14 protein-coding genes are annotated in these 17658 nt (G+C 65.0%); 8 read left to right on the top strand and 6 right to left on the bottom strand.

Features of this window, described 5'->3' with window-relative positions; genetic code table 11:
* Positions 1 to 16 precede the first annotated feature (16 nt).
* Entirely contained in the window at positions 17 to 2677 is a 2661-nt protein-coding gene (locus ACE04A_RS21065; protein ID WP_485820481.1) for an excinuclease ABC subunit UvrA, read from the top strand.
* 210 nt (positions 2678 to 2887) lie between these two features.
* On the opposite strand, the gene ACE04A_RS21060 is transcribed toward ACE04A_RS21065, so the two are convergent.
* The gene (locus ACE04A_RS21060) at positions 2888 to 3430 is read right to left on the bottom strand and encodes a YjaZ family protein (RefSeq protein WP_448718028.1); all 543 of its coding nucleotides are present in this window, start codon (positions 3428 to 3430) and stop codon (positions 2888 to 2890) included.
* A 185-nt stretch (positions 3431 to 3615) separates the two neighbouring features.
* The gene (locus ACE04A_RS21055; RefSeq protein WP_100854650.1) at positions 3616 to 4392 is read right to left on the bottom strand and encodes a bestrophin-like domain; all 777 of its coding nucleotides are present in this window, start codon (positions 4390 to 4392) and stop codon (positions 3616 to 3618) included.
* Positions 4393 to 4536: 144 nt separating this feature from the next.
* Between ACE04A_RS21055 and ACE04A_RS21050 the strand changes: the two genes are divergently transcribed.
* Both ACE04A_RS21050 and ACE04A_RS21045 read left to right on the top strand, forming a co-directional pair.
* On the top strand, positions 4537 to 5586 hold the full coding sequence (locus ACE04A_RS21050; RefSeq protein ID WP_448718030.1) for an NADP(H)-dependent aldo-keto reductase: 1050 nt from the start codon (positions 4537 to 4539) through the stop codon (positions 5584 to 5586).
* Positions 5587 to 5804: 218 nt separating this feature from the next.
* Positions 5805 to 7970 (top strand): TonB-dependent siderophore receptor, encoded by a 2166-nt coding sequence (locus tag ACE04A_RS21045; RefSeq protein ID WP_485820480.1) that lies wholly within the window; start codon positions 5805 to 5807, stop codon positions 7968 to 7970.
* Here ACE04A_RS21045 and ACE04A_RS21040 read toward each other — a convergent pair.
* Complete coding sequence (locus ACE04A_RS21040) at positions 7960 to 8772, bottom strand: metallophosphoesterase (protein ID WP_448718033.1); 813 nt, start codon at positions 8770 to 8772, stop codon at positions 7960 to 7962. The two genes, ACE04A_RS21045 and ACE04A_RS21040, sit on opposite strands and share 11 nt — an antisense overlap.
* Positions 8773 to 8875: 103 nt before the next feature.
* On the opposite strand from ACE04A_RS21040, the gene ACE04A_RS21035 reads away from it, so the two are divergent.
* The 5 genes from ACE04A_RS21035 (at position 8876) to ACE04A_RS21015 (ending at position 13202) form a co-directional block, all read left to right on the top strand.
* A complete protein-coding gene (locus ACE04A_RS21035) occupies positions 8876 to 9313 on the top strand; it encodes a lysozyme inhibitor LprI family protein (RefSeq protein ID WP_259249884.1) in 438 nt (145 codons plus the stop codon).
* A 125-nt stretch (positions 9314 to 9438) separates the two neighbouring features.
* Complete coding sequence (locus tag ACE04A_RS21030; RefSeq protein WP_485820593.1) at positions 9439 to 9996, top strand: DNA-3-methyladenine glycosylase I; 558 nt, start codon at positions 9439 to 9441, stop codon at positions 9994 to 9996.
* A gap of 8 nt (positions 9997 to 10004) precedes the next feature.
* Positions 10005 to 11336 carry an NAD(P)/FAD-dependent oxidoreductase gene (locus tag ACE04A_RS21025; RefSeq protein WP_448718034.1) on the top strand — a complete coding sequence of 444 codons (1332 nt, stop codon included), beginning with the start codon at positions 10005 to 10007 and terminating at the stop codon, positions 11334 to 11336.
* Entirely contained in the window at positions 11333 to 12154 is an 822-nt protein-coding gene (locus ACE04A_RS21020; protein ID WP_447991249.1) for a DUF1365 domain-containing protein, read from the top strand. Before ACE04A_RS21025 ends, ACE04A_RS21020 begins: the two co-directional genes overlap by 4 nt.
* Before the next feature lie 79 nt (positions 12155 to 12233).
* Positions 12234 to 13202, top strand: a complete 969-nt coding sequence (locus ACE04A_RS21015; protein WP_448718035.1) for a bifunctional helix-turn-helix transcriptional regulator/GNAT family N-acetyltransferase — start codon at positions 12234 to 12236, stop codon at positions 13200 to 13202.
* Positions 13203 to 13242: 40 nt separating this feature from the next.
* On the opposite strand, the gene ACE04A_RS21010 is transcribed toward ACE04A_RS21015, so the two are convergent.
* Genes ACE04A_RS21010 through ACE04A_RS21000 form a run of 3 tightly spaced genes read right to left on the bottom strand, consistent with a single transcriptional unit; the run spans position 13243 to position 17581 of the window.
* Entirely contained in the window at positions 13243 to 13938 is a 696-nt protein-coding gene (locus tag ACE04A_RS21010; RefSeq protein ID WP_485820479.1) for a pentapeptide repeat-containing protein, read from the bottom strand.
* 30 nt (positions 13939 to 13968) lie between these two features.
* Positions 13969 to 14619, bottom strand: a complete 651-nt coding sequence (locus ACE04A_RS21005; RefSeq protein WP_100854657.1) for a response regulator — start codon at positions 14617 to 14619, stop codon at positions 13969 to 13971.
* 55 nt (positions 14620 to 14674) lie between these two features.
* Complete coding sequence (locus ACE04A_RS21000) at positions 14675 to 17581, bottom strand: hybrid sensor histidine kinase/response regulator (protein ID WP_485820478.1); 2907 nt, start codon at positions 17579 to 17581, stop codon at positions 14675 to 14677.
* Between the last annotated feature and the right edge of the window lie 77 nt (positions 17582 to 17658).

Raw genomic sequence — 17658 nt, 5'->3', positions numbered from 1 at the left:
CCTTTACTATGGCTCGATGAGCCCACGACAGCCTCCCGCCAAGCCCCGCGCCAAACGCCCCGCCAAACCCCGCGCCGATGCCTGCATCCGCGTTCGCGGCGCGCGTGAACACAATCTGAAGAACGTCGATGTGGATATTCCAAGAGACGCGCTCGTCGTGTTTTCGGGGGTGTCCGGATCGGGCAAATCATCGCTGGCGTTCGGCACGTTGTACGCGGAAGCGCAGCGGCGCTACCTGGAATCGCTGTCGCCCTATGCACGACGCCTGATCGATCAGGTAGGCGTGCCGGATGTCGACGCCATCGAAGGGCTGCCGCCGGCGGTGGCGCTGCAACAGCAGCGCGGCACGCCCAACGTGCGCTCCACGGTGGGCAGCGTCACCACCTTGTCCAGCATGTTGCGCATGCTGTATTCGCGTGCCGGCACCTACCCGGCCAACCAGCCCATGCTGTACGCCGAAGACTTCTCGCCCAACACCCCGCAGGGCGCCTGCCCCAATTGCCACGGCCTGGGCTACGTCTACGACGTGACCGAGGCGTCGATGGTGCCCGACCCATCGAAGACCATCCGCGAGCGCGCCATTGCGTCCTGGCCGCCCGCCTGGCACGGCCAGAACCTGCGCGACATCCTGGTCACGCTGGGCTACAACGTCGACATCCCGTGGCGCGACCTGAAAAAGAACCCCCGCGACTGGATCCTGTACACCGATGAGCAGCCCACGGTGCCCGTCTACGCGGGTTTCACGCCGGCCGAAACGCGCGCCGCCTTGCGCGCCAAGCAGGAACCCAGCTACATGGGCACCTACACTGGCGCGCGCCGCTACGTGATGCACACCTTCGCCACGACCCAAAGCGCGATGATGAAAAAGCGCGTGGCGCGGTTCATGACGGGCACGGCGTGCCCAGTATGCGACGGCCGGCGCTTGAATCCCGAGGCCTTGTCGGTGACGTTCGCCGGCCTGGACATCGGCAGCCTGTCGCGCTTGCCCTTGGCGCGGATCGCCGAGGTGCTGACCCCGGCCGCGCGCGGCCAGTTCGATGCGCCCGCCACGGACGCCGCGCGCAGCCGCGCCACCACCCGCAAGGACAACGCGCGCCGCGTGGCGGCCGGCGGCTTGGCGCACACGGGCAGCACCGATGTGCGCCGCACGCCCGACCTGTCGCCGGAAAAACGCATCGCTGCGCAACGCATCGCGCACGATCTGGTCGAGCGCATTGGTACCTTGCAGGCGCTGGGCCTGGGCTACCTGGCGATGGACCGCGCCACGCCCACGCTGTCTCCGGGCGAGCTGCAACGGCTGCGCCTGGCCACGCAGATCCGGTCCAACCTGTTCGGCGTCGTGTATGTGCTGGACGAGCCCTCGGCCGGCCTGCACCCGGCTGATGGACAGGCGCTGCACCGCGCGCTGGACCAACTGAAGGACGCGGGCAATACCCTGTTCGTGGTGGAACATGACCTGGACACGCTGCGCCGCGCCGATTGGCTGGTGGACGTGGGGCCGGGCGCGGGCCAGCATGGCGGGCAGGTGCTGTACAGCGGCCCGCCGGAAGGCTTGAAGAAGGTGCCGGCATCGCTGACGGCGCGCTATCTGTTCAACCCGGCGCCGGCCGGCAGGGCTGCCGTGCGCGAGCCCTCGGGCTGGCTGTCGCTGCGCGGCATCCATCGCAACAACCTGCACGGCATCGACGCGCGCTTTCCGCTGGGCGCGTTCACGGCGGTGACGGGCGTTTCGGGTTCGGGCAAGTCCAGCCTGGTCAGCCAGGCGCTGGTTGAACTGATCGGCGAACATCTGGGGCAGGAACCGGTTGCGGAAGAAGCCGATGGAGATCTGCCGCAGGCCGATGGCCCGCCGCGCACGACCGGTCGTATCGACTCGGGCGCCGACGCCATCAAGCGCCTGGTGAACGTGGACCAGAAGCCCATTGGCCGCACGCCCCGGTCCAACCTGGCCACCTACACCGGGCTGTTCGACCACGTGCGCAAACTGTTCGCGGCCACCCGCGCCGCCAAGTCGCGGCGCTATGGCGCGGGCCGCTTTTCCTTCAACGTGGCGCAAGGCCGTTGCGACACCTGCGAAGGCGAAGGCTTCGTGCACGTGGAACTGTTGTTCATGCCCAGCGTGTACGCGCCGTGCCCGGTGTGCCACGGCAGCCGCTACAACGCCAAGACGCTGGAAATTGAATGGAACGGCCGCAACATCGCCCAGGTGCTGGCGATGACGGTGGACGAGGCGCTGGCGTTCTTCAACGAAGAACCCGTGGTGCAACGCCCGCTGTCCCTGTTGCATGAGATCGGCCTGGGCTACCTGCGGCTGGGCCAACCGGCCACGGAACTGTCCGGCGGCGAAGCCCAGCGCATCAAGCTGGCCACCGAACTGCAACGCAGCCAGCGCGGCAACACCCTGTACGTGCTGGACGAACCCACCACCGGCCTGCACGCGGCCGATGTGGATAAGCTGATGGCGCAATTGCATGGGCTGGTCGACGCGGGCAACACGGTCGTGGTCGTGGAACACGACCTGCGCGTGGTCGCCAACAGCGACTGGATGATCGACGTCGGCCCCGGCGCGGGCGAAGACGGCGGCCACATCGTGGCCGAAGGCCCCCCGGCGGACGTCAGCCGCAGCGGCAAGGGCGCCACGGCGCCATTTCTGAAACGGGTGCTGGCGGGCGGTTGATGGCGGGCGCGATCACCGGTATGATCGCCGCTGGTAACGTGTAAACGGAGCGGCGAAAGCCGTGCGTTGCCCCCGCCCCATTGGGTTGTCACCCAAGCGTGACGATAATCAAGAGGTCCGATTAGCAGGTTGAACTAGGCCCCGTCAGGGGCCTTTTTCTTTTTGAACGAATCGCCTGGGCTTGACGAGAAAAACCGTGTTGAAAAAGCGTCAACGAGGAGGCTCGCGAGGCATCCGCCCGTTCAGCGCGCCGAACAGAATCGCGTACAGACGAATCGGCTTTTTATTCGGCCGGTTTTTTGCGTGCCGATCATCGCGGATGTAGCTGCTTTGCACGAACAGATTCAGCTCGCCACGTCGGGCCGCTCGTGTCGCCAGGAAATACACTTCATATTCCTGCCTGGTTCCGCTTTCGTCAACGATCTCGACCACGAAAAAGTTGCCCTTTCCCGTATGGAAGCAACGCCTTTGCTGAAGGCCTTCCATGATCGTTGGCAGCAGGAACGACAGTTGATACCGGCGTGGACAAAACAGCCGGGTTTCGCGGGAGTCGCTGTATTGCAATGTGACATCCACCGTTTCGTCGGGTGCCGGTGAACGTGTAAAGCAGTGCAAGCCAAATATCAACTGCACCCGATACTTGCGTGCCGGCCGATTGTCTTCGGCTGGTTGTTCATACTCGAGACGGCGCGGATGCAAGTGATCCAGTGAATAGACGATGTCGCCCCGCACGAAAGGCTTCCACCTGATCATGGCGTGGTTGCCCCCTGGTCAACGCGCTTCTAAGTTCGGCTTGATTGCTTTGACCGAGGAGTCTATTCGAAAGGCCTGCGCACGGGGCGTGGGGCGTTGTCGAATCAGACGGGTCCTACGAGTTTCGTCGCGCTTCTTCGGTCGAGGCCGCCTGTGCCACTTCAGGCGAACGCTCGCCGCGCCCGCTACAACTCGCTTTCCAACGTCTTCTGCATGCGCTCCATGCTTTCCTGGCTGACTTGGATGACGCCCGTTCCGGGTTGGTCGATGTCGACGATGAAGGTCAGCACCAGCGCGATCAACGCGGCGAACAGGCCGGTTGATGTCAGCCGCCTGCGGGCGTGCAGGCCGGTGCCGTAGGCGATGAAGCCCACCGAGCCGATGCTGACGATGAAGAGCAGGTAGAACACCGGTTCGGGCACATGGTTTTCCAGCGCCACCCGGCGTTTTTCGTTGACTTGCGCCATCTCGTTGATGGCCTGGATGAACATGATGGTGGCGATGGCCGGCGGGTTGTCGGCGTTGGCGGCCGTGATGGTGCGGATCTGGCGTTCGATGCGGCGCGTGGTGACGTTGGCGGCGTCGAAGCGCGCGGTGTCGTTTTCGGCGTCGTGCAGTTCCAGGGCGGCGTTGATGTATTCAAGCAGCAGGCGCGGCACCTGTTCGCGGGCGGCGGGGGCAATCAACTGGGACCGCCAGTAAGCGTTGCCGATGGCGTTGGCCTCTTCCAGCACCAGGTTCTTGCGCGCCTCGAACCGCGTGACGGACATGGCGAAGGTGAAGCCCAGCAGCAAGGCCAGCAGGCCGAGCAGGGCGGTTTGCAGTGCGGTGATGTGGGTCTTGTGCGCTTCGTCGGCCGGCTTGCGCTGCTTGCGGCCCAGCCGGAAGCAGAGCTCGATGACGCCCAGGAGAACGATGACGCCGATGAAGAAGAGATAAGACTCGTTGAAGTTCCTGAGCATGGCGCTCCCCGTCGGACAGTCGCCAGCGTATGCGGATTGCCTGGCGGCGGCAAGATCTGACATGCCCGATGGCTGTCAGCGAAACGCCAACATCTTGGAGTAAGGTGTCGGCTTTCCCCTCTGAAGACCCGCACGGAGCAGAACTTGAAAACCCGCAAACTCGGCCGTACCGACCTGGATGTCAGCCTGATTGGATTGGGCACCATGACCTGGGGTGAGCAGAATTCCGAGGCCGAAGCCCATCAGCAACTGGACTACGCGCTGTCGCGCGGCGTCAACCTGGTCGACGTGGCCGAGATGTACCCCGTGCCGCCCAAGCCCGAAACGCAAGGGCTGACCGAAACCTATATCGGCACCTGGCTGGCGCGCAGCAAGCGCCGCCAGGACATCGTGCTGGCCAGCAAGGTGGCCGGCCCGGTGCGCGACCCCAAGCGCCCCGGCCACATCCGCGACGGCAAGACCTTCCTGGACCGCAAGAACCTGACCGAAGCGCTGGACGCCAGCCTGAAGCGCTTGCAGACGGATTACCTGGACCTGTATCAGCTGCACTGGCCCGACCGCACCACCGCCACCTTCGGCCAGTTGAACTACCCCTGGGTGGAAGACGAGCACACCGTGCCGATCGAAGAAACCCTGTCGGTGTTGCAGGATTTCGTGCGCGCGGGCAAGGTCCGCCACGTGGGCGTGTCCAACGAAACGCCGTGGGGCCTGTCGCAGTTCCTGCGCCATGCGGACACCCAGGAGCTGCCGCGCGTCGTGTCGATCCAGAACGCCTACAGCCTGTTGAACCGCGTGTTTGAAATTGGGCTGTCTGAATTTACCCACCACGAACAGGTGGGCCTGCTGGCGTATTCGCCGCTGGCGATGGGCATGCTTTGCGGCAAGTATCTGAACGGCGCCCGCCCCGAAGGCGCCCGCCTGACACGCTACACGCGGTTCACGCGCTACAGCAATCCGCAGGCCGAAGCCGCCACTGCCGAGTACGTGGCGCTAGCGCGCGAGCACGGCGTGTCGCCCACCCACCTGGCGCTGGCCTGGGTGAACCAGCGCCCGTTTGTCACCAGCAATTTGATCGGTGCGACGACGCTGGAACAGTTGAAGGAAAACATCGACAGCGTGGACGTGACGCTATCGCCGGACGTGTTGAAAGCGATCGACGCGATCCACACGCGCTATCCGAATCCGGCGCCCTGATCGCGCTGCTTGCCGTATCCGGCCCGCGTTGCGCGTTGTCGCAACGCGGGCTTTTTCATGGGCGAGGCGAACTGGGCATTTCGTAAATATGATTGCGAATCAATCCCATTAGTAATAAAAAAGCAGTCTTTCTGACCTCCCGCTCTGGAGAATCTGCTTTGGTCCGTTCTGCTTCCCCCCGGAAGAGCCGTGCCCGCACGCTTGCCCGGCCTGCCGTCATGCGCGCTGCCTTCCGTTCTGCTGCCTTCCGTCCTGCTGCCTTTCACCCTGCTGTGGTTCAGCCCGCTGCCCTGGCCTTGGCAATTGCCATCGCCTACCCCCTGACGGCGTCCGCCCAATCCGCAGCCGACGCGCCCAATGTGGCGCAACTGCCAACGGTGACCGTGCAGGCCACGGCGGTGGACGACACGCTGGAACATCTGTCGGCACCGGTGAACACGGGCGCGTTGGGCAGCCGCAGCCAGCTTGAAACGCCGTTCTCGACCACCGTGGTCACGGCGGCCGACATGGCGGAACGGCAGGTCAACAAGCTGGGCGACGTGTTCGCCCTGGACGCATCCGTCAGCGACAACAGCGCGTCGTACGGCGCCTGGGCCAGCTACCTGACCGTGCGCGGTCTGCCGCTGGATTGGCAGAATTCCTACCGCATCGACGGCAGGCCCTTCCTGAGCTATGTGACGACGCTGCCGTATGAGCATTTTGAACAGATCGACCTGTTGAAGGGCGCGTCGGGCTTCATGTACGGCTTTGGTTCGCCGGGCGGAATTGTCAACTACGTGACCAAGAGGCCGACCGACGAACCGGTGCGCAGCATCGAACTGGGTTATGTGTCCAAGGGACTGCTGCGCCAGCACGTGGATCTGGGCGGACGCGTCGGCGAAAGCGGCACCTTCGGCTACCGCCTGAACGCCACGCACGAAGAAGGCAACACCTACAACGGCGGTTCGCTGTATCGGGATTCGGTGTCCTTGGCGCTGGATGCGCGGCTGACCGACAAGCTGACCTGGGACTTCCAATCCATCTACCAGGACCGCAAGGCCATCGGGCAGGAACCCACCATTTACGCGGGTCAATTGGCGGGCAGCCGGTTGCCGTCGCCGGTGCGCAACGACAACGGCAAGATGGTGGGCGAAGGCCCCTATGCCGACAACGATTTCCGCTACTACTCCACCGGCCTGAAATACCAGTTGTCATCCAACTGGAGCGCACGCACCGACTACAGCTACAGCTCGACCCGCACGCGCCGCAACGAATCGGTGCTGTTCCTGCAAAACCAGGCGGGCGACTACGACGACTATCGCTCGGACTACGGCGAAGCCTACGCCTACAACCAGTGGCAGGGCATGGTCGAAGGCAAGTTCGCTACCGGCCCGCTCAAGCACCACGTGGTCGCCGGCGCGTCCTGGCAGAAGCAGAAGAACGACTACAGCGTCAACGGCGTGTATCAGTTGCAGGGCACGGGCAACCTGCGCTCGCAGAACACCAACACCTATTACAGCCAAGGCAGCCTGGACCTGTATCGCGCCGCCGAGATTACGCAAAAGGCCCTGTTCGCCAGCGACACGATCGACCTGACGGGCGGCTGGTCGCTGTTGGGCGGACTGCGCTATACCAACTACGAGCAGACGGGCTTTGACGCCACGGGCGCCAAGTCGTCCAGCTACGACAAGAACGGCGTGCTGACCCCAACCGTGGCGCTCATGTACCAGATCACGCCGCAGACCATGGCCTACGCCAGCTATATCGAATCGCTGGAGCCGGGCTCATCGGTGGGCAACACCTATGCCAACTTCGGCGCCTTGCTCGACCCGCTCAAGAGCAAGCAGTACGAGTTGGGCGTGAAGACCAATCAAGATGATTGGGCCGCCACCGCCGCGCTGTTCCGCATCGAGAAAAAGGCGGAATACGCGAACGCGAACAACGAACTCACGCAGGACGGAAAGTCCATCTACCAAGGCTTGGAACTGGGTGCGTCGGCGCGCGTGGCCACGAACTGGAACGTGGGCGGCAGCCTGATGTTCCTGGATTCGGAATACAAGAAAGGCAACGCCTACACGGGCAACCGCGTGGCGGGCGCGCCCAAGCTGGTGGCGGCGGCGCGACTGTCGTACTCCGTGCCGCAAGTGCCGGGCCTGAAGCTGCGCGCCGACGTCAAATACACGGGCAACACAATGCTGGGCGCGTCCAACAACGTGAAGGTGGATGACTACGCCATCGTCAATATCGGCGCCACCTACGACACCCGCATCTATGGCTACGACACCACGTTCCGCGCCGGCATCAACAACCTGGCGGACAAGCGCTATTGGTTGTTCCAGTCGTCGGACTACGTCAAGGCGGGCGACCCGCGCACCTACGGCTTAAGCGCCAGCCTTAAGTTCTGACGGGCACTTCCCACAGGCGATCAGGCTCGAAGTCGGCCTGTTCGCCTTTCTTGGCATAGCCCAGCGGGTTGGCGACCACCCGGCAGCCGTCCTTGACGTAGTCGTGCGCGCAATGCAGGTGGCCGTGCATCCAGCAGTCGGCCAACGGCAGCAGGTCATCCAGCGCATTGCAGAACCCCGCCGTGCCCGGTGTGACGCCGTAGCGCGGGTCGGCGCTGGCCAGCGTGGGGGCAAAGTGGGTGATGGCAAGGGTGGGGCCGTCGAACGGCACACGCAGGGCGTCGCGCAGCCATTGCTGGCAGGCCAGACCCTGTTCGCGCATTTGTTCGGCCATGAAGGGCGCGCCATGGCGGCGCATCTGCGCCTTTTCCAGATAGAAGTCGGCGGCGCGAAAAGCCTTGGCGCGCTTGGCCAAGGCCACGCCGATGGGGTCGCTGTTGGCCAGCGCGTCGAAATCCGTCCACAGCGTGGTGCCCACCAGGCGCACGCCGTTGATGACACAGGTTTCGCGTTCCAGCCATTGGATATCCAGCGCGTGGCAAAGCTCGCGCAGGCGGTCGTCGGCTTCGTCGAAATCCAGATTGTCGTATTCGTGGTTGCCGGGCACGAACACCACGGGCGTGGGCCAGCCGTTGCGGGGGGCGTAGCTGCCCAGGCCGAAATCGTTGCTGGTCAGCTTGGAACCCTGGCGGTACGAACCGATATCGCCGGCCAGCACCAACAGGTCGGCGCCGGGCGTGGGGCGCGCCAGGAAGGTCGGGTCGGTTTCCAGGTGCAGGTCGGAGAGCAATTGAATCTTCATGGACGCTATCTTAGGTCACCCGCGCTCGGGCGGCATGCGCGCAAGGCCCCATCCGTGCGACACTTTCCCATCGAACTCATCACAGACACCAGGAGAAACGCCCATGCGTATCGTGATCGCCACGGCCGCCGCCACCGCGGTGCTGCTCGCGGCCAGCGTGCAGGCGCAGTCGCAGCCTCAGCCGCGGCTGCAGCCGATCAATTGCGGCAACGCCGCCACGCAGACCGACATGAACCTGTGCGCCGATCAGGCCTACCGCAAGTCGGACGCTGACCTGAACCAGGCCTACCGGACGGTCATGAAGCGTCTGAAAGACGACGCCACCAAAACCACGCAATTGCAAAGCGCACAAAAAGCCTGGCTGTTTTTTCGCGATGCGGAATGTGCCTTCTCGTCCAGCGGCACCACGGGCGGCAGCGTTTACCCCATGGTGCTGAGCCAATGCCTGGACACCCTGACGCAGGCGCGCACCAAAGAACTGCGCGCCTACCTGAAGTGCGAGGAAGGCGACATGAGCTGCCCGGTTCCCGGCGAAAAATGATGGCGCTTCAGGGGAGCGTGCAAGCCAGGGGGCAAGATGCCGGGGCACTGGAAGCAGCGGCCCTTGAATCCGCCGGCCTGATCCTGGACGCGCAGGGCGACCCGCGCTGCTTCTGGCAGCCGTCCATGCCGGACTACCACGACCACGAATGGGGCCGGCCCGTGGGCAGCGACCGCCGCCTGTACGAAAAGATCTGCCTGGAAGGCTTTCAAGCGGGCATGGCGTGGATCACCATCCTGCGCAAGCGCGAGGCCTTTCGCGAAGCCTTCGACGATTTCGATTTCGAGCGCGTGGCGCGTTATACCGAGCACGACGTGGATCGCCTGATGGGCAATGCGGGCATCGTGCGCAACCGCGCCAAGATCGTATCCACCATCAACAATGCGCGGCGCGCCGTGGAGTTGGCGGACGAGACGGGTTCGCTGGCGGCGTGGCTATGGCGGCACGAGCCTGCCGCTACCGAGCGGCCCCACACCGTGGACCTGGCTTACTGGAACGGCAACCCGGCGTCGGCGGCATCGGCCGGCCTGTCGCGCGCCCTGAAGGCGCGCGGCTGGACGTTTGTGGGGCCGACGACAATGTACGCTTTCATGCAGGCGGTGGGCATGGTCAACGACCACATGAGCGGCTGCGTCTGCCACGCAAAGATCGACGCCGCGCGCACGAACTTCCAGCGGCCGTGATGACCCCGATGTCGAGCGCCTCCGATGCAACGCCGGCTTTTGCGCCGGTCCCGCCGCGTCCCGCTTTTGTCCCTGTTCCCCCCGGCAGCCGCATCGCCGTCATCGGCGGCGGCATCGCCGGCCTGGGCGCGGCTTGGCTGCTGTCTGAAAAATTCTCGGTCACCTTGTTCGAAGCGGACAAGCGCGTCGGCGGTCATACCAATACGGTGAACGCCACGGTGGGCGGCGTCAGCCACCCGGTCGACACCGGCTTTTTGGTGCACAACGACCTGACGTATCCGCATCTGGTGCAACTGTTCAAGCACCTGGCGATTCCGGTGCACGCCAGCGACATGACGTTCAGCGTATCGCTGACGCAGCCCGACCTGGAGTGGGCGGGCACCAACCTGGGTACGGTGTTCGCACAACGCCGCAACCTGCTGCGCCCCGCCTTCCTGGGCATGCTGCGCGACATCCTGCGCTTTAACCGCAACGCCGCCGCTTACCTGGCGCGCAGCGGCCCGCACGCGTTGCTGGGCGATCTGCTGGACGCCGAAGGCTATGGCCAGGCCATGCGCGACTGGTATCTGCTGCCCATGGCCGGCGCCATCTGGTCCACGCCGCCCAGCATGGTGCTGGCGCAACCGGCTCGCAGCTTTCTGTCGTTCTGCCTGAACCACCGCTTGTTGCAGGTGGCGGGGCGGCCGCAATGGAAAACCGTCCAGGGCGGCGCGCGCCGTTATGTCGACGCGATGTTGCCGCGCATCGCGCAGGTGCGGGTGTCCAGCCCGGTGCATAGCGTCAAGCGGCTGGCCGATGGCGTGGAAGTGCGCACCAGCGGCCATGTTGATCGGTTTGATGCCGTGGTGCTGGCCTGCCATGCGCCGACGTCGCTGGCGATGCTTGATGCCACCGAAGCCGAACGCGAGGTGCTGTCGCGCGTGCGCTACCAGCCCAACGTGGCCGTGCTGCATACCGACACCGCGCTGCTGCCGCGCCGCCGCTCGGTGTGGTCGGCCTGGAATTACCTGGCCGGCCCCACGGCGGATGCGCCTATGTCGGTCAGCTACCTGCTCAACGTGTTGCAGCCGCTGCCCTTCAAGCAGCCCGTGATCGTGACGCTGAACCCGCAACGCGAGCCCGCGCCGGATCAAGTGCTGGGCCGCTACGAGTACGAGCACCCCATCCTGGATGCCGACGCCGTCGAGGCGCAGCGCCAACTGCCCGACATCCAGGGCCGCGCGCGGGTGTGGTTTTGCGGCGCGTGGGCGGGGTATGGCTTTCATGAGGATGGGCTGGCGTCGGCCATTCGCGTGGCGGCGGATTTCGGCGTCAGCCCGCCGTGGGGCGATGCGACATGAATAGCCCACTGCACCACGCCGGCCTGATCGAACTGATGCGCGCGCGGGTGCTGCATGTGCGCACCCGCCCGGTGGTGCACCGCTTTACGTATCCGGTGTTCTGCCTGCGGCTGCGCATCGATCAGGCCGACCGCTACGACGGCCGCGCGTCCTGGTTGTTCGGGGTCAACCGCCGCCGCCCGGTCGCGTTTCATTTTTTCGACCATGGCGCGCGCGACGGTGGTGACCCCATGGCGTGGTTGCGGTCGCGGCTGGAGATGGCGGGCGCGGACATCGACGTGGGCGCGGTGTGGTTGCAGTGCTTTCCGCGCGTGTTCGGCCATGTGTTCAACCCCGTCAGCTTCTGGCAGGTGCATGACACCGACGGCCATCTGCGCGTGCTGGTGGCCGAGGTCAACAACACTTTCGGCGAACGCCATCAGTACGTGCTGCGCGCGCCGGACGGTGGCGTGATCCATGACGGCCAGGCGCTGCATAGCGACAAGTCGTTTCACGTGTCGCCGTTTTGCCTGGTGACGGGCCGCTACCGATTTCGCGTCAAAAGCGTCGGCGGTGCGCATGTGGCCAGCATTGATTATTTTGACGACCCGGAACAGGCGCAGCCGCTGCTGCACACCGAGATTCGCGGCGCGAGCGTGCCGCTTGCCACCGGTGCGCTCTTGCGCGCGTTGGCGGCCATGCCGTTCATGACGCTGGGGGTGGTGTTCCGTATCCACTGGCAGGCGTTGCGCCTGTATTTGCGCAAGGTGCCGTTTCACCGCAAACCGCCGGCGCCGGCTGGCGAGGTGACGTTTCAGCGGTCCAAGAAAGCCGATTGAGGGCGTGGACGTCGCGGCGCTTGCTTTAGTTGCGGCTCGCAATTACATTGGTTGCGAACCGCAACTTATAGGCGCGCCCATGGACCTGATCGACTTTCCCTCCCAATCCCGTGAACAGACCATCCGCGACCTGCGGGAGTTTTCTCGCAAGCTGGTGCGCGAACTGGGCTTCATGCGGACCTCGTTAGCGGGCAGTGAACTGGCGCCGTCCGCCGTCCACGCCATTATTGAAGTGGGCCTGCAACCGGGCATCCAGGCACGCGACCTGGCCGTGATTCTGCGGCTGGACAAATCCAACACCAGCCGGCAGTTGGCCAAGCTGGAATCCGCCGGCCTGGTGGCCCGCGAGGTGGATCCCGAGGACGCGCGGTCTTCACGCCTGACCCTGACCGACGCCGGGCTGGCCTTGCGTGACCGCATCGACCAGTTCGCCACCGATCAGGTGTCGCATGCCTTGCGCCGGATGACGCCGGACGACCAGCAATCGCTGATCCGCTTCATGTCGCTGTACGCCGACGCGCTCTCGCGCGAGAACCCCAACCTGACGCCTTCCACCGCCGCCATCAGCGAGCAGATCATCGAAGGCTATGTACCCGGCTGCATCGGCGATATTGCCGGCCTGCACGCGCGTTACTACGCGCAGGCCTCGGGCTTTGGTGTGTACTTTGAACGCAAGGTCGCCACGGAAATGGCGGCCTTTGCCGAAGCGCTGCCGGAACACGGCAAGGGCATGTGGCTGTATGCGGAGAATGGGCGCACGCTGGCATCCATCGTGATCGATGGCGATCCCGTCATCGGCCAGGCGCATCTGCGCTGGTTCATCGTGGACGAGTCCTTGCGTGGCCTGGGCGTGGGCCGCCACTTGCTGGCGCGCGCGCTGGCGTTTGCCGATGCGCATTACCGCGAGACGTACCTGTGGACCTTCAAGGGGCTGGACGCGGCGCGCCATCTGTACGAAGACGCGGGCTTTGTCCTGACGGACGAATCGGAAGGCCGGCAGTGGGGCAGCGTGGTGGTGGAGCAGCGCTTCCTGCGCCGCCGGCCGTAGTTCGGAATCCGGAACTCGGAATCCGGAATTCGAATGCGCGTCAGAGCACGCTGATGCGCAGTTCGGCCAGCAAGGTGGCCGCCTGGGTCTTGGAAATGGTGGCGCCGGCCAGGCGCGCGGCGGCGGTCAAGTCGAGGCCGCTCAAGTCCACTTCACGCAGGTCGGCGCCTTCAAAGCGCACGTTTTTCAGATTGGCGTTGCGCAAGCTGCCGCCGTGGAAGACGGCGTCGCGAAAATCGCTGCCGGCCAGGTCGGCGTCTGAAAAGTCCAACTGCATGATGTTGGTTTTGCGAAAGGACACGCCGCGCAACAGCGCGCCGACCAGCAGGCATTCTTCAACCGTCCAGCCCAGGCAGGCGATGCCGTCAAAATCAGAGCCGGTCAGTTTGCAGCCCTGAAGGCGGGCGCCGGCCAGCCGCGCGCGGTGCCACTTGGCGTTGTTCAAATCGCAGTTCTGGAAGGTGGCGTCGCTGGCATCCGCCGCCGCGAAGTTGGCCTGCCCGCCCCGGCAGCGCAGCCAGGTGGTGTCGGCCAGCGTGGCGCCCTGGAACGAGGCGCCGGCAATGGCGCAGGCCGTGAAGCGCGCGCCGCGCAGATCCAGGCGAGAAAAATCGGCGTGCTGGAAATCGCAGTCCTGGAACGACAGCGCCTGGCCTGCCGCGTTGTCAATCAGGGCCAGCATGGCCTGGCGGTCTACTTCCTGGCCGGTGATGGCTTCAAATACGTCTTGCGTCATGCGGGTGTCTCGGGGTTGCCTACTGAAAACCTATTGAAAAATTTCGCTTTCCACACAGAACGCCACCAGTTCCTGGTCGGTCTGCACGTTCAGCTTGCGCATTGCGGATATCTTCTGACCGCTGACCGTCTTGACGCTGCGCTTGAGCGTCTCGGCCACCTGCATCATGGATTCGCCACGGATGAAGTGGCGCAGCACTTCGAATTCCTTGGGCGACAGGCTGTTGATGCGTTCGCCGATGAATTTGCTGCGCGAATCCACCGTGCCATCGCGCTGGAATCCCGGAGGATAGTACTTGCGACCGGCTTGCAGCGTGTGCAGGGCCGTGACGATTTCAGCCAGGTTGTCGCGCTTGAGCACCACGGCGGCCACGCCCGCGTCATACAGGGCGGAAATGATCATGGGGTTGGACACCATGGTCAGCACCACCACCTGCGTCTTGGGGAAGCGCCGCGTCAGGAACTTGACCAGCCGGATGCCGTCGCCATAGGTTTCGTCGCCGGGCATGGAGTAGTCGGTGATGACCACGTGCGGCAGGTCGTGGGTCAAGTGTTCAACCAAGGCCGTGGGGCTGGCCAGCAGCGCCGTGACTTCAACGCTGAGATCTTTTTCCAGCAAATCGCGCATGCCTGCGAGGACCAGCGGGTGGTCGTCGGCGAGGACTATTCGGAGTCTTTCCATTCGGGGGCGCCGGAGGGTGATCGTGGTGGTTGTCGGGGTCATTCTGTACCAAGACTCAAACTTGAGCCAGCAGGTTCCTGAGCTCGTGCGTCAGCCTGACCACGTCTTCAAAACCCTCGTCGTCCCCGCCGTCGCGCCTGAGTTTGGCCTCAACGGCCTGGAAGTCCGATGACAAGGTTGTCATCTTTACCATGACCAAGGCGCCCCGCATCCGATGCATGGTTTGCAGCGCAACCAGCACGTCGCGGCGGGTGACCGCCTGGTCAAGATTCGCCAGGTCGGTATCCATGGTGTCCAGGAACAGTTGGCGGTATTTTTCGGGCACGAGCGGCTCGGGCGCGGCGTCGACGGGCACGGGCGCCGCGTCCATGTGGGGTGACTCGTCGGACACCTCGGCGCGCACGCGCGTGATGCCGCCCAGGTGGTGGCGCAGGGCGCTCAGTTCAATCGGTTTGACCAGCCAGGAGTTCATGCCCGCGGCCATGCAGCGTGCTTCCTCGTCGCGCATGGCGTTGGCGGTTACGCCGATGATGGGTTGGGCGTAGCCGCGAGAGCGCAGTTCGCCCGTAAGTTCGTAGCCGTTCATCTTGGGCATGTTGACGTCGGTCAGCAGCACGTCGTAAGTGGCCATGTTCCACATCGACAGCGCATCCGCGCCGTTACCGGCCACTGTGACGGTGCAGCCCAGTTGTTCCAGTTGGTGGCGCAGCGTGGCCTGGTTGATGGGGTTGTCCTCAGCCACCAGCACGCGCAAGTCCAGCGGATCCATCGGGGCGTTGGCGGCGGACGTGGCAGGCACGGGCGGATCGCCGCGCAGCAGGCGCGAAATACCAAACCCGATGCTGTCCAGGTCATGCCCGTCGACTCGCTCCGGCGCGCCGACGGCAGCTTCACGCGGATCGCCCGCCGACAGGAAGTGGCCCGTCCAGTTGGCGGGCGCGGCATCGGTGGGGCCCAGGATGTCGAGCAACACGTCGTCGGGTTCACCCCGGCCCAGGGGTTCGGGCGCGCGCTGGGCGTCGGCGCCCCAGCGGGTCAGCCACTGACAAACGTTGTCGGTCAGTTCGCGGTGCGGGCTGCGCACGTAGATGCGGATGCCGTGCAGATCGGGCTCGTCCACGGGCGCGCCGTCGGCCGGCTGCAAGGCCAGCTCCAGTGAAAAGCTGCTGCCTAGCCCCAGTTCGCTGGTGACGCGGATATGGCTGTCCATCAGCTTGGCTAGCCGGGCGCAGATGGACAGGCCGATGCCCGCGCCGCGCACGGTATGGCTGGCGCTGTCGATCTGGTAGAAGGGGCTGAAAAGCTGGGCCTGGTCTTCCTTGTCGATGCCGATGCCGGTGTCCACCACCTGCAAGGCCAGCACCTGCGTGCCATCGGGACGGTCCGCGCCATGCAGGCGCACGATGACATGGCCGGACTCGGTGAACTTGATGGCGTTGCTGAGCAGGTTGCTGAGAATCTGCCGGATGCGCACGGCGTCCCCCGTGACCCACGGCGCCACCGAGCCGTCCACGCAGGCAAACAGCAGCAAGCCTTTCTGCCGGGCCAGCGCGGCGAATGAACGCGCGCAGCTTTCCACCAGTTCACGCGGCCGGAACTGGCTGGATTCCAGCGCCAGCTGTCCGGATTCGATCTTGGTGATGTCGAGGATGTCGCTGATCAGTTGCAGCAGGATCACCGACGAATTCTGGATGCGCTCAAGGTGCTGGCGCTGCTCGGCATTCAGTTCGGTCATGCCCATGAGCTCCAGCGTGCCCAATACGCCATACAGCGGCGTGCGGATCTCGTGGCTCATCGTGGCCAGGAAGGTGGACTTTGCTTCGCTGGCCTTGTCGGCGTCGCGCTTGGCCTGCGCCAGGGCGCGTTCGATTTCGGCCCGTGCGCTGATGTCCGCGAACGCGCACAGCACCACGTCCTGCTTCTTGTAGCGCGTGGGCGAATAGGCCACGTACAAGGGGCGGCCGTCGTCGGCGTGGAAGGTTTCAATGGTGCCGGGCGCGGATGCCGTCAGCACCTGGTCCAGCAGCGGCCGGGCGGCGGGGGAATCGCGCAAGCCCTGGCCCGTGGCGGCGCCCAGCCATTCCAGCGCCAGGCTGTTGGCGAACAGCACGTCGCCATTTGCGCGCGCCAGCACGCACAGCGCGATGGGCGCGGTCTGGATCAGGGTGCGGTTGAATTCTTCGCTTTCGGCGATGTCGCGGTGCGCGTTTTGCGCCGGCTCGATCACGCGCCGGGTGTACCAGCGCTGGTAGCCGACGCCGCCGGCAAGGCCAAGCAGCAACAGCAGCGCGGCGGTGATCGGCAGCCAGAGGTTGTCTTCGAAAAAATTGCGATAGCTGACGCGGTAGTACGCGGTCCAGATGCTGGACGGGTCCGATACTTTCAGGATCAAGCCGTCGCGCGTGGCGCTCAGGCCGCTTTCGCCAGTGGTGGGCAGGGGGCCGTCGCCAAGCATCAGGCCGATGTCGCGATGGGTCAGCCAGAAGCCGTCGAACTGGATCGAGGGCAGCGCGCGGTCATAGATGTTGATCCGCGCGCGGCTGAGCAGCGTGGCGACGTAGACATCCGGTGCGCCGCCACCGCGGTTGGTCCATGCCGCGTCGGAAAAGCCGGCGTGTAGCAGCCCCATCATGCGATCGGGCAGCCCGGGCGGAGAAACCCACAGGATCTGCCCGCCGGCCGCGGCGACGCCGGGCGTGCCGGACGAGGGCATCGTCGAGGCGTCGTCGGCCGTTGCCGGGGCCAAGCGGGTGCGCACGGCGTCATTGACCAGCAGCAGGGTGTCTTCACTGAGCGGCTCGCCATAGCCCGGCTTGACGTTGATGGCCGGCACCGCAATGCCCAGGCTGTCCGTGCGGTTCACCAGGAAAGCAGCGGCAGCCGGAAAGTAGGAATTCGCCCAGTACGTGCTGTAGAAATCCGCGAAGTAGCCGGCCGCGGCCGACACGGGGCTATTGGCCACGGGGCATTCCGACGGGTAATTGCAGAACAGCGAAAACGGCATGGCCACCAGCGCGTGCTGCCCGCGATAGATGCGCA

The organism is Achromobacter colocynthidis (genome assembly GCF_057334535.1).
Note: the sequence above shows the minus strand (reverse complement) of the source record. Positions and strands in the feature narration are given on the sequence as shown.

What these genes read in the sequence shown, in the direction of transcription:
- ACE04A_RS21055 (WP_100854650.1), bottom strand. Translation starts at nt 4,392, where the DNA reads ATGCTCAGGAACTTCAACGAGTCTTATCTCTTCTTCATCGGCGTCATC.
- ACE04A_RS21065 (WP_485820481.1), top strand. Translation starts at nt 17, where the DNA reads ATGAGCCCACGACAGCCTCCCGCCAAGCCCCGCGCCAAACGCCCCGCC.
- ACE04A_RS21040 (WP_448718033.1), bottom strand. Translation starts at nt 8,772, where the DNA reads ATGAAGATTCAATTGCTCTCCGACCTGCACCTGGAAACCGACCCGACC.
- ACE04A_RS21010 (WP_485820479.1), bottom strand. Translation starts at nt 13,938, where the DNA reads ATGACGCAAGACGTATTTGAAGCCATCACCGGCCAGGAAGTAGACCGC.
- ACE04A_RS21015 (WP_448718035.1), top strand. Translation starts at nt 12,234, where the DNA reads ATGGACCTGATCGACTTTCCCTCCCAATCCCGTGAACAGACCATCCGC.
- ACE04A_RS21045 (WP_485820480.1), top strand. Translation starts at nt 5,805, where the DNA reads ATGCGCGCTGCCTTCCGTTCTGCTGCCTTCCGTCCTGCTGCCTTTCAC.
- ACE04A_RS21035 (WP_259249884.1), top strand. Translation starts at nt 8,876, where the DNA reads ATGCGTATCGTGATCGCCACGGCCGCCGCCACCGCGGTGCTGCTCGCG.
- ACE04A_RS21060 (WP_448718028.1), bottom strand. Translation starts at nt 3,430, where the DNA reads ATGATCAGGTGGAAGCCTTTCGTGCGGGGCGACATCGTCTATTCACTG.
- ACE04A_RS21020 (WP_447991249.1), top strand. Translation starts at nt 11,333, where the DNA reads ATGAATAGCCCACTGCACCACGCCGGCCTGATCGAACTGATGCGCGCG.
- ACE04A_RS21030 (WP_485820593.1), top strand. Translation starts at nt 9,439, where the DNA reads ATGCCGGACTACCACGACCACGAATGGGGCCGGCCCGTGGGCAGCGAC.
- ACE04A_RS21005 (WP_100854657.1), bottom strand. Translation starts at nt 14,619, where the DNA reads ATGGAAAGACTCCGAATAGTCCTCGCCGACGACCACCCGCTGGTCCTC.
- ACE04A_RS21025 (WP_448718034.1), top strand. Translation starts at nt 10,005, where the DNA reads ATGTCGAGCGCCTCCGATGCAACGCCGGCTTTTGCGCCGGTCCCGCCG.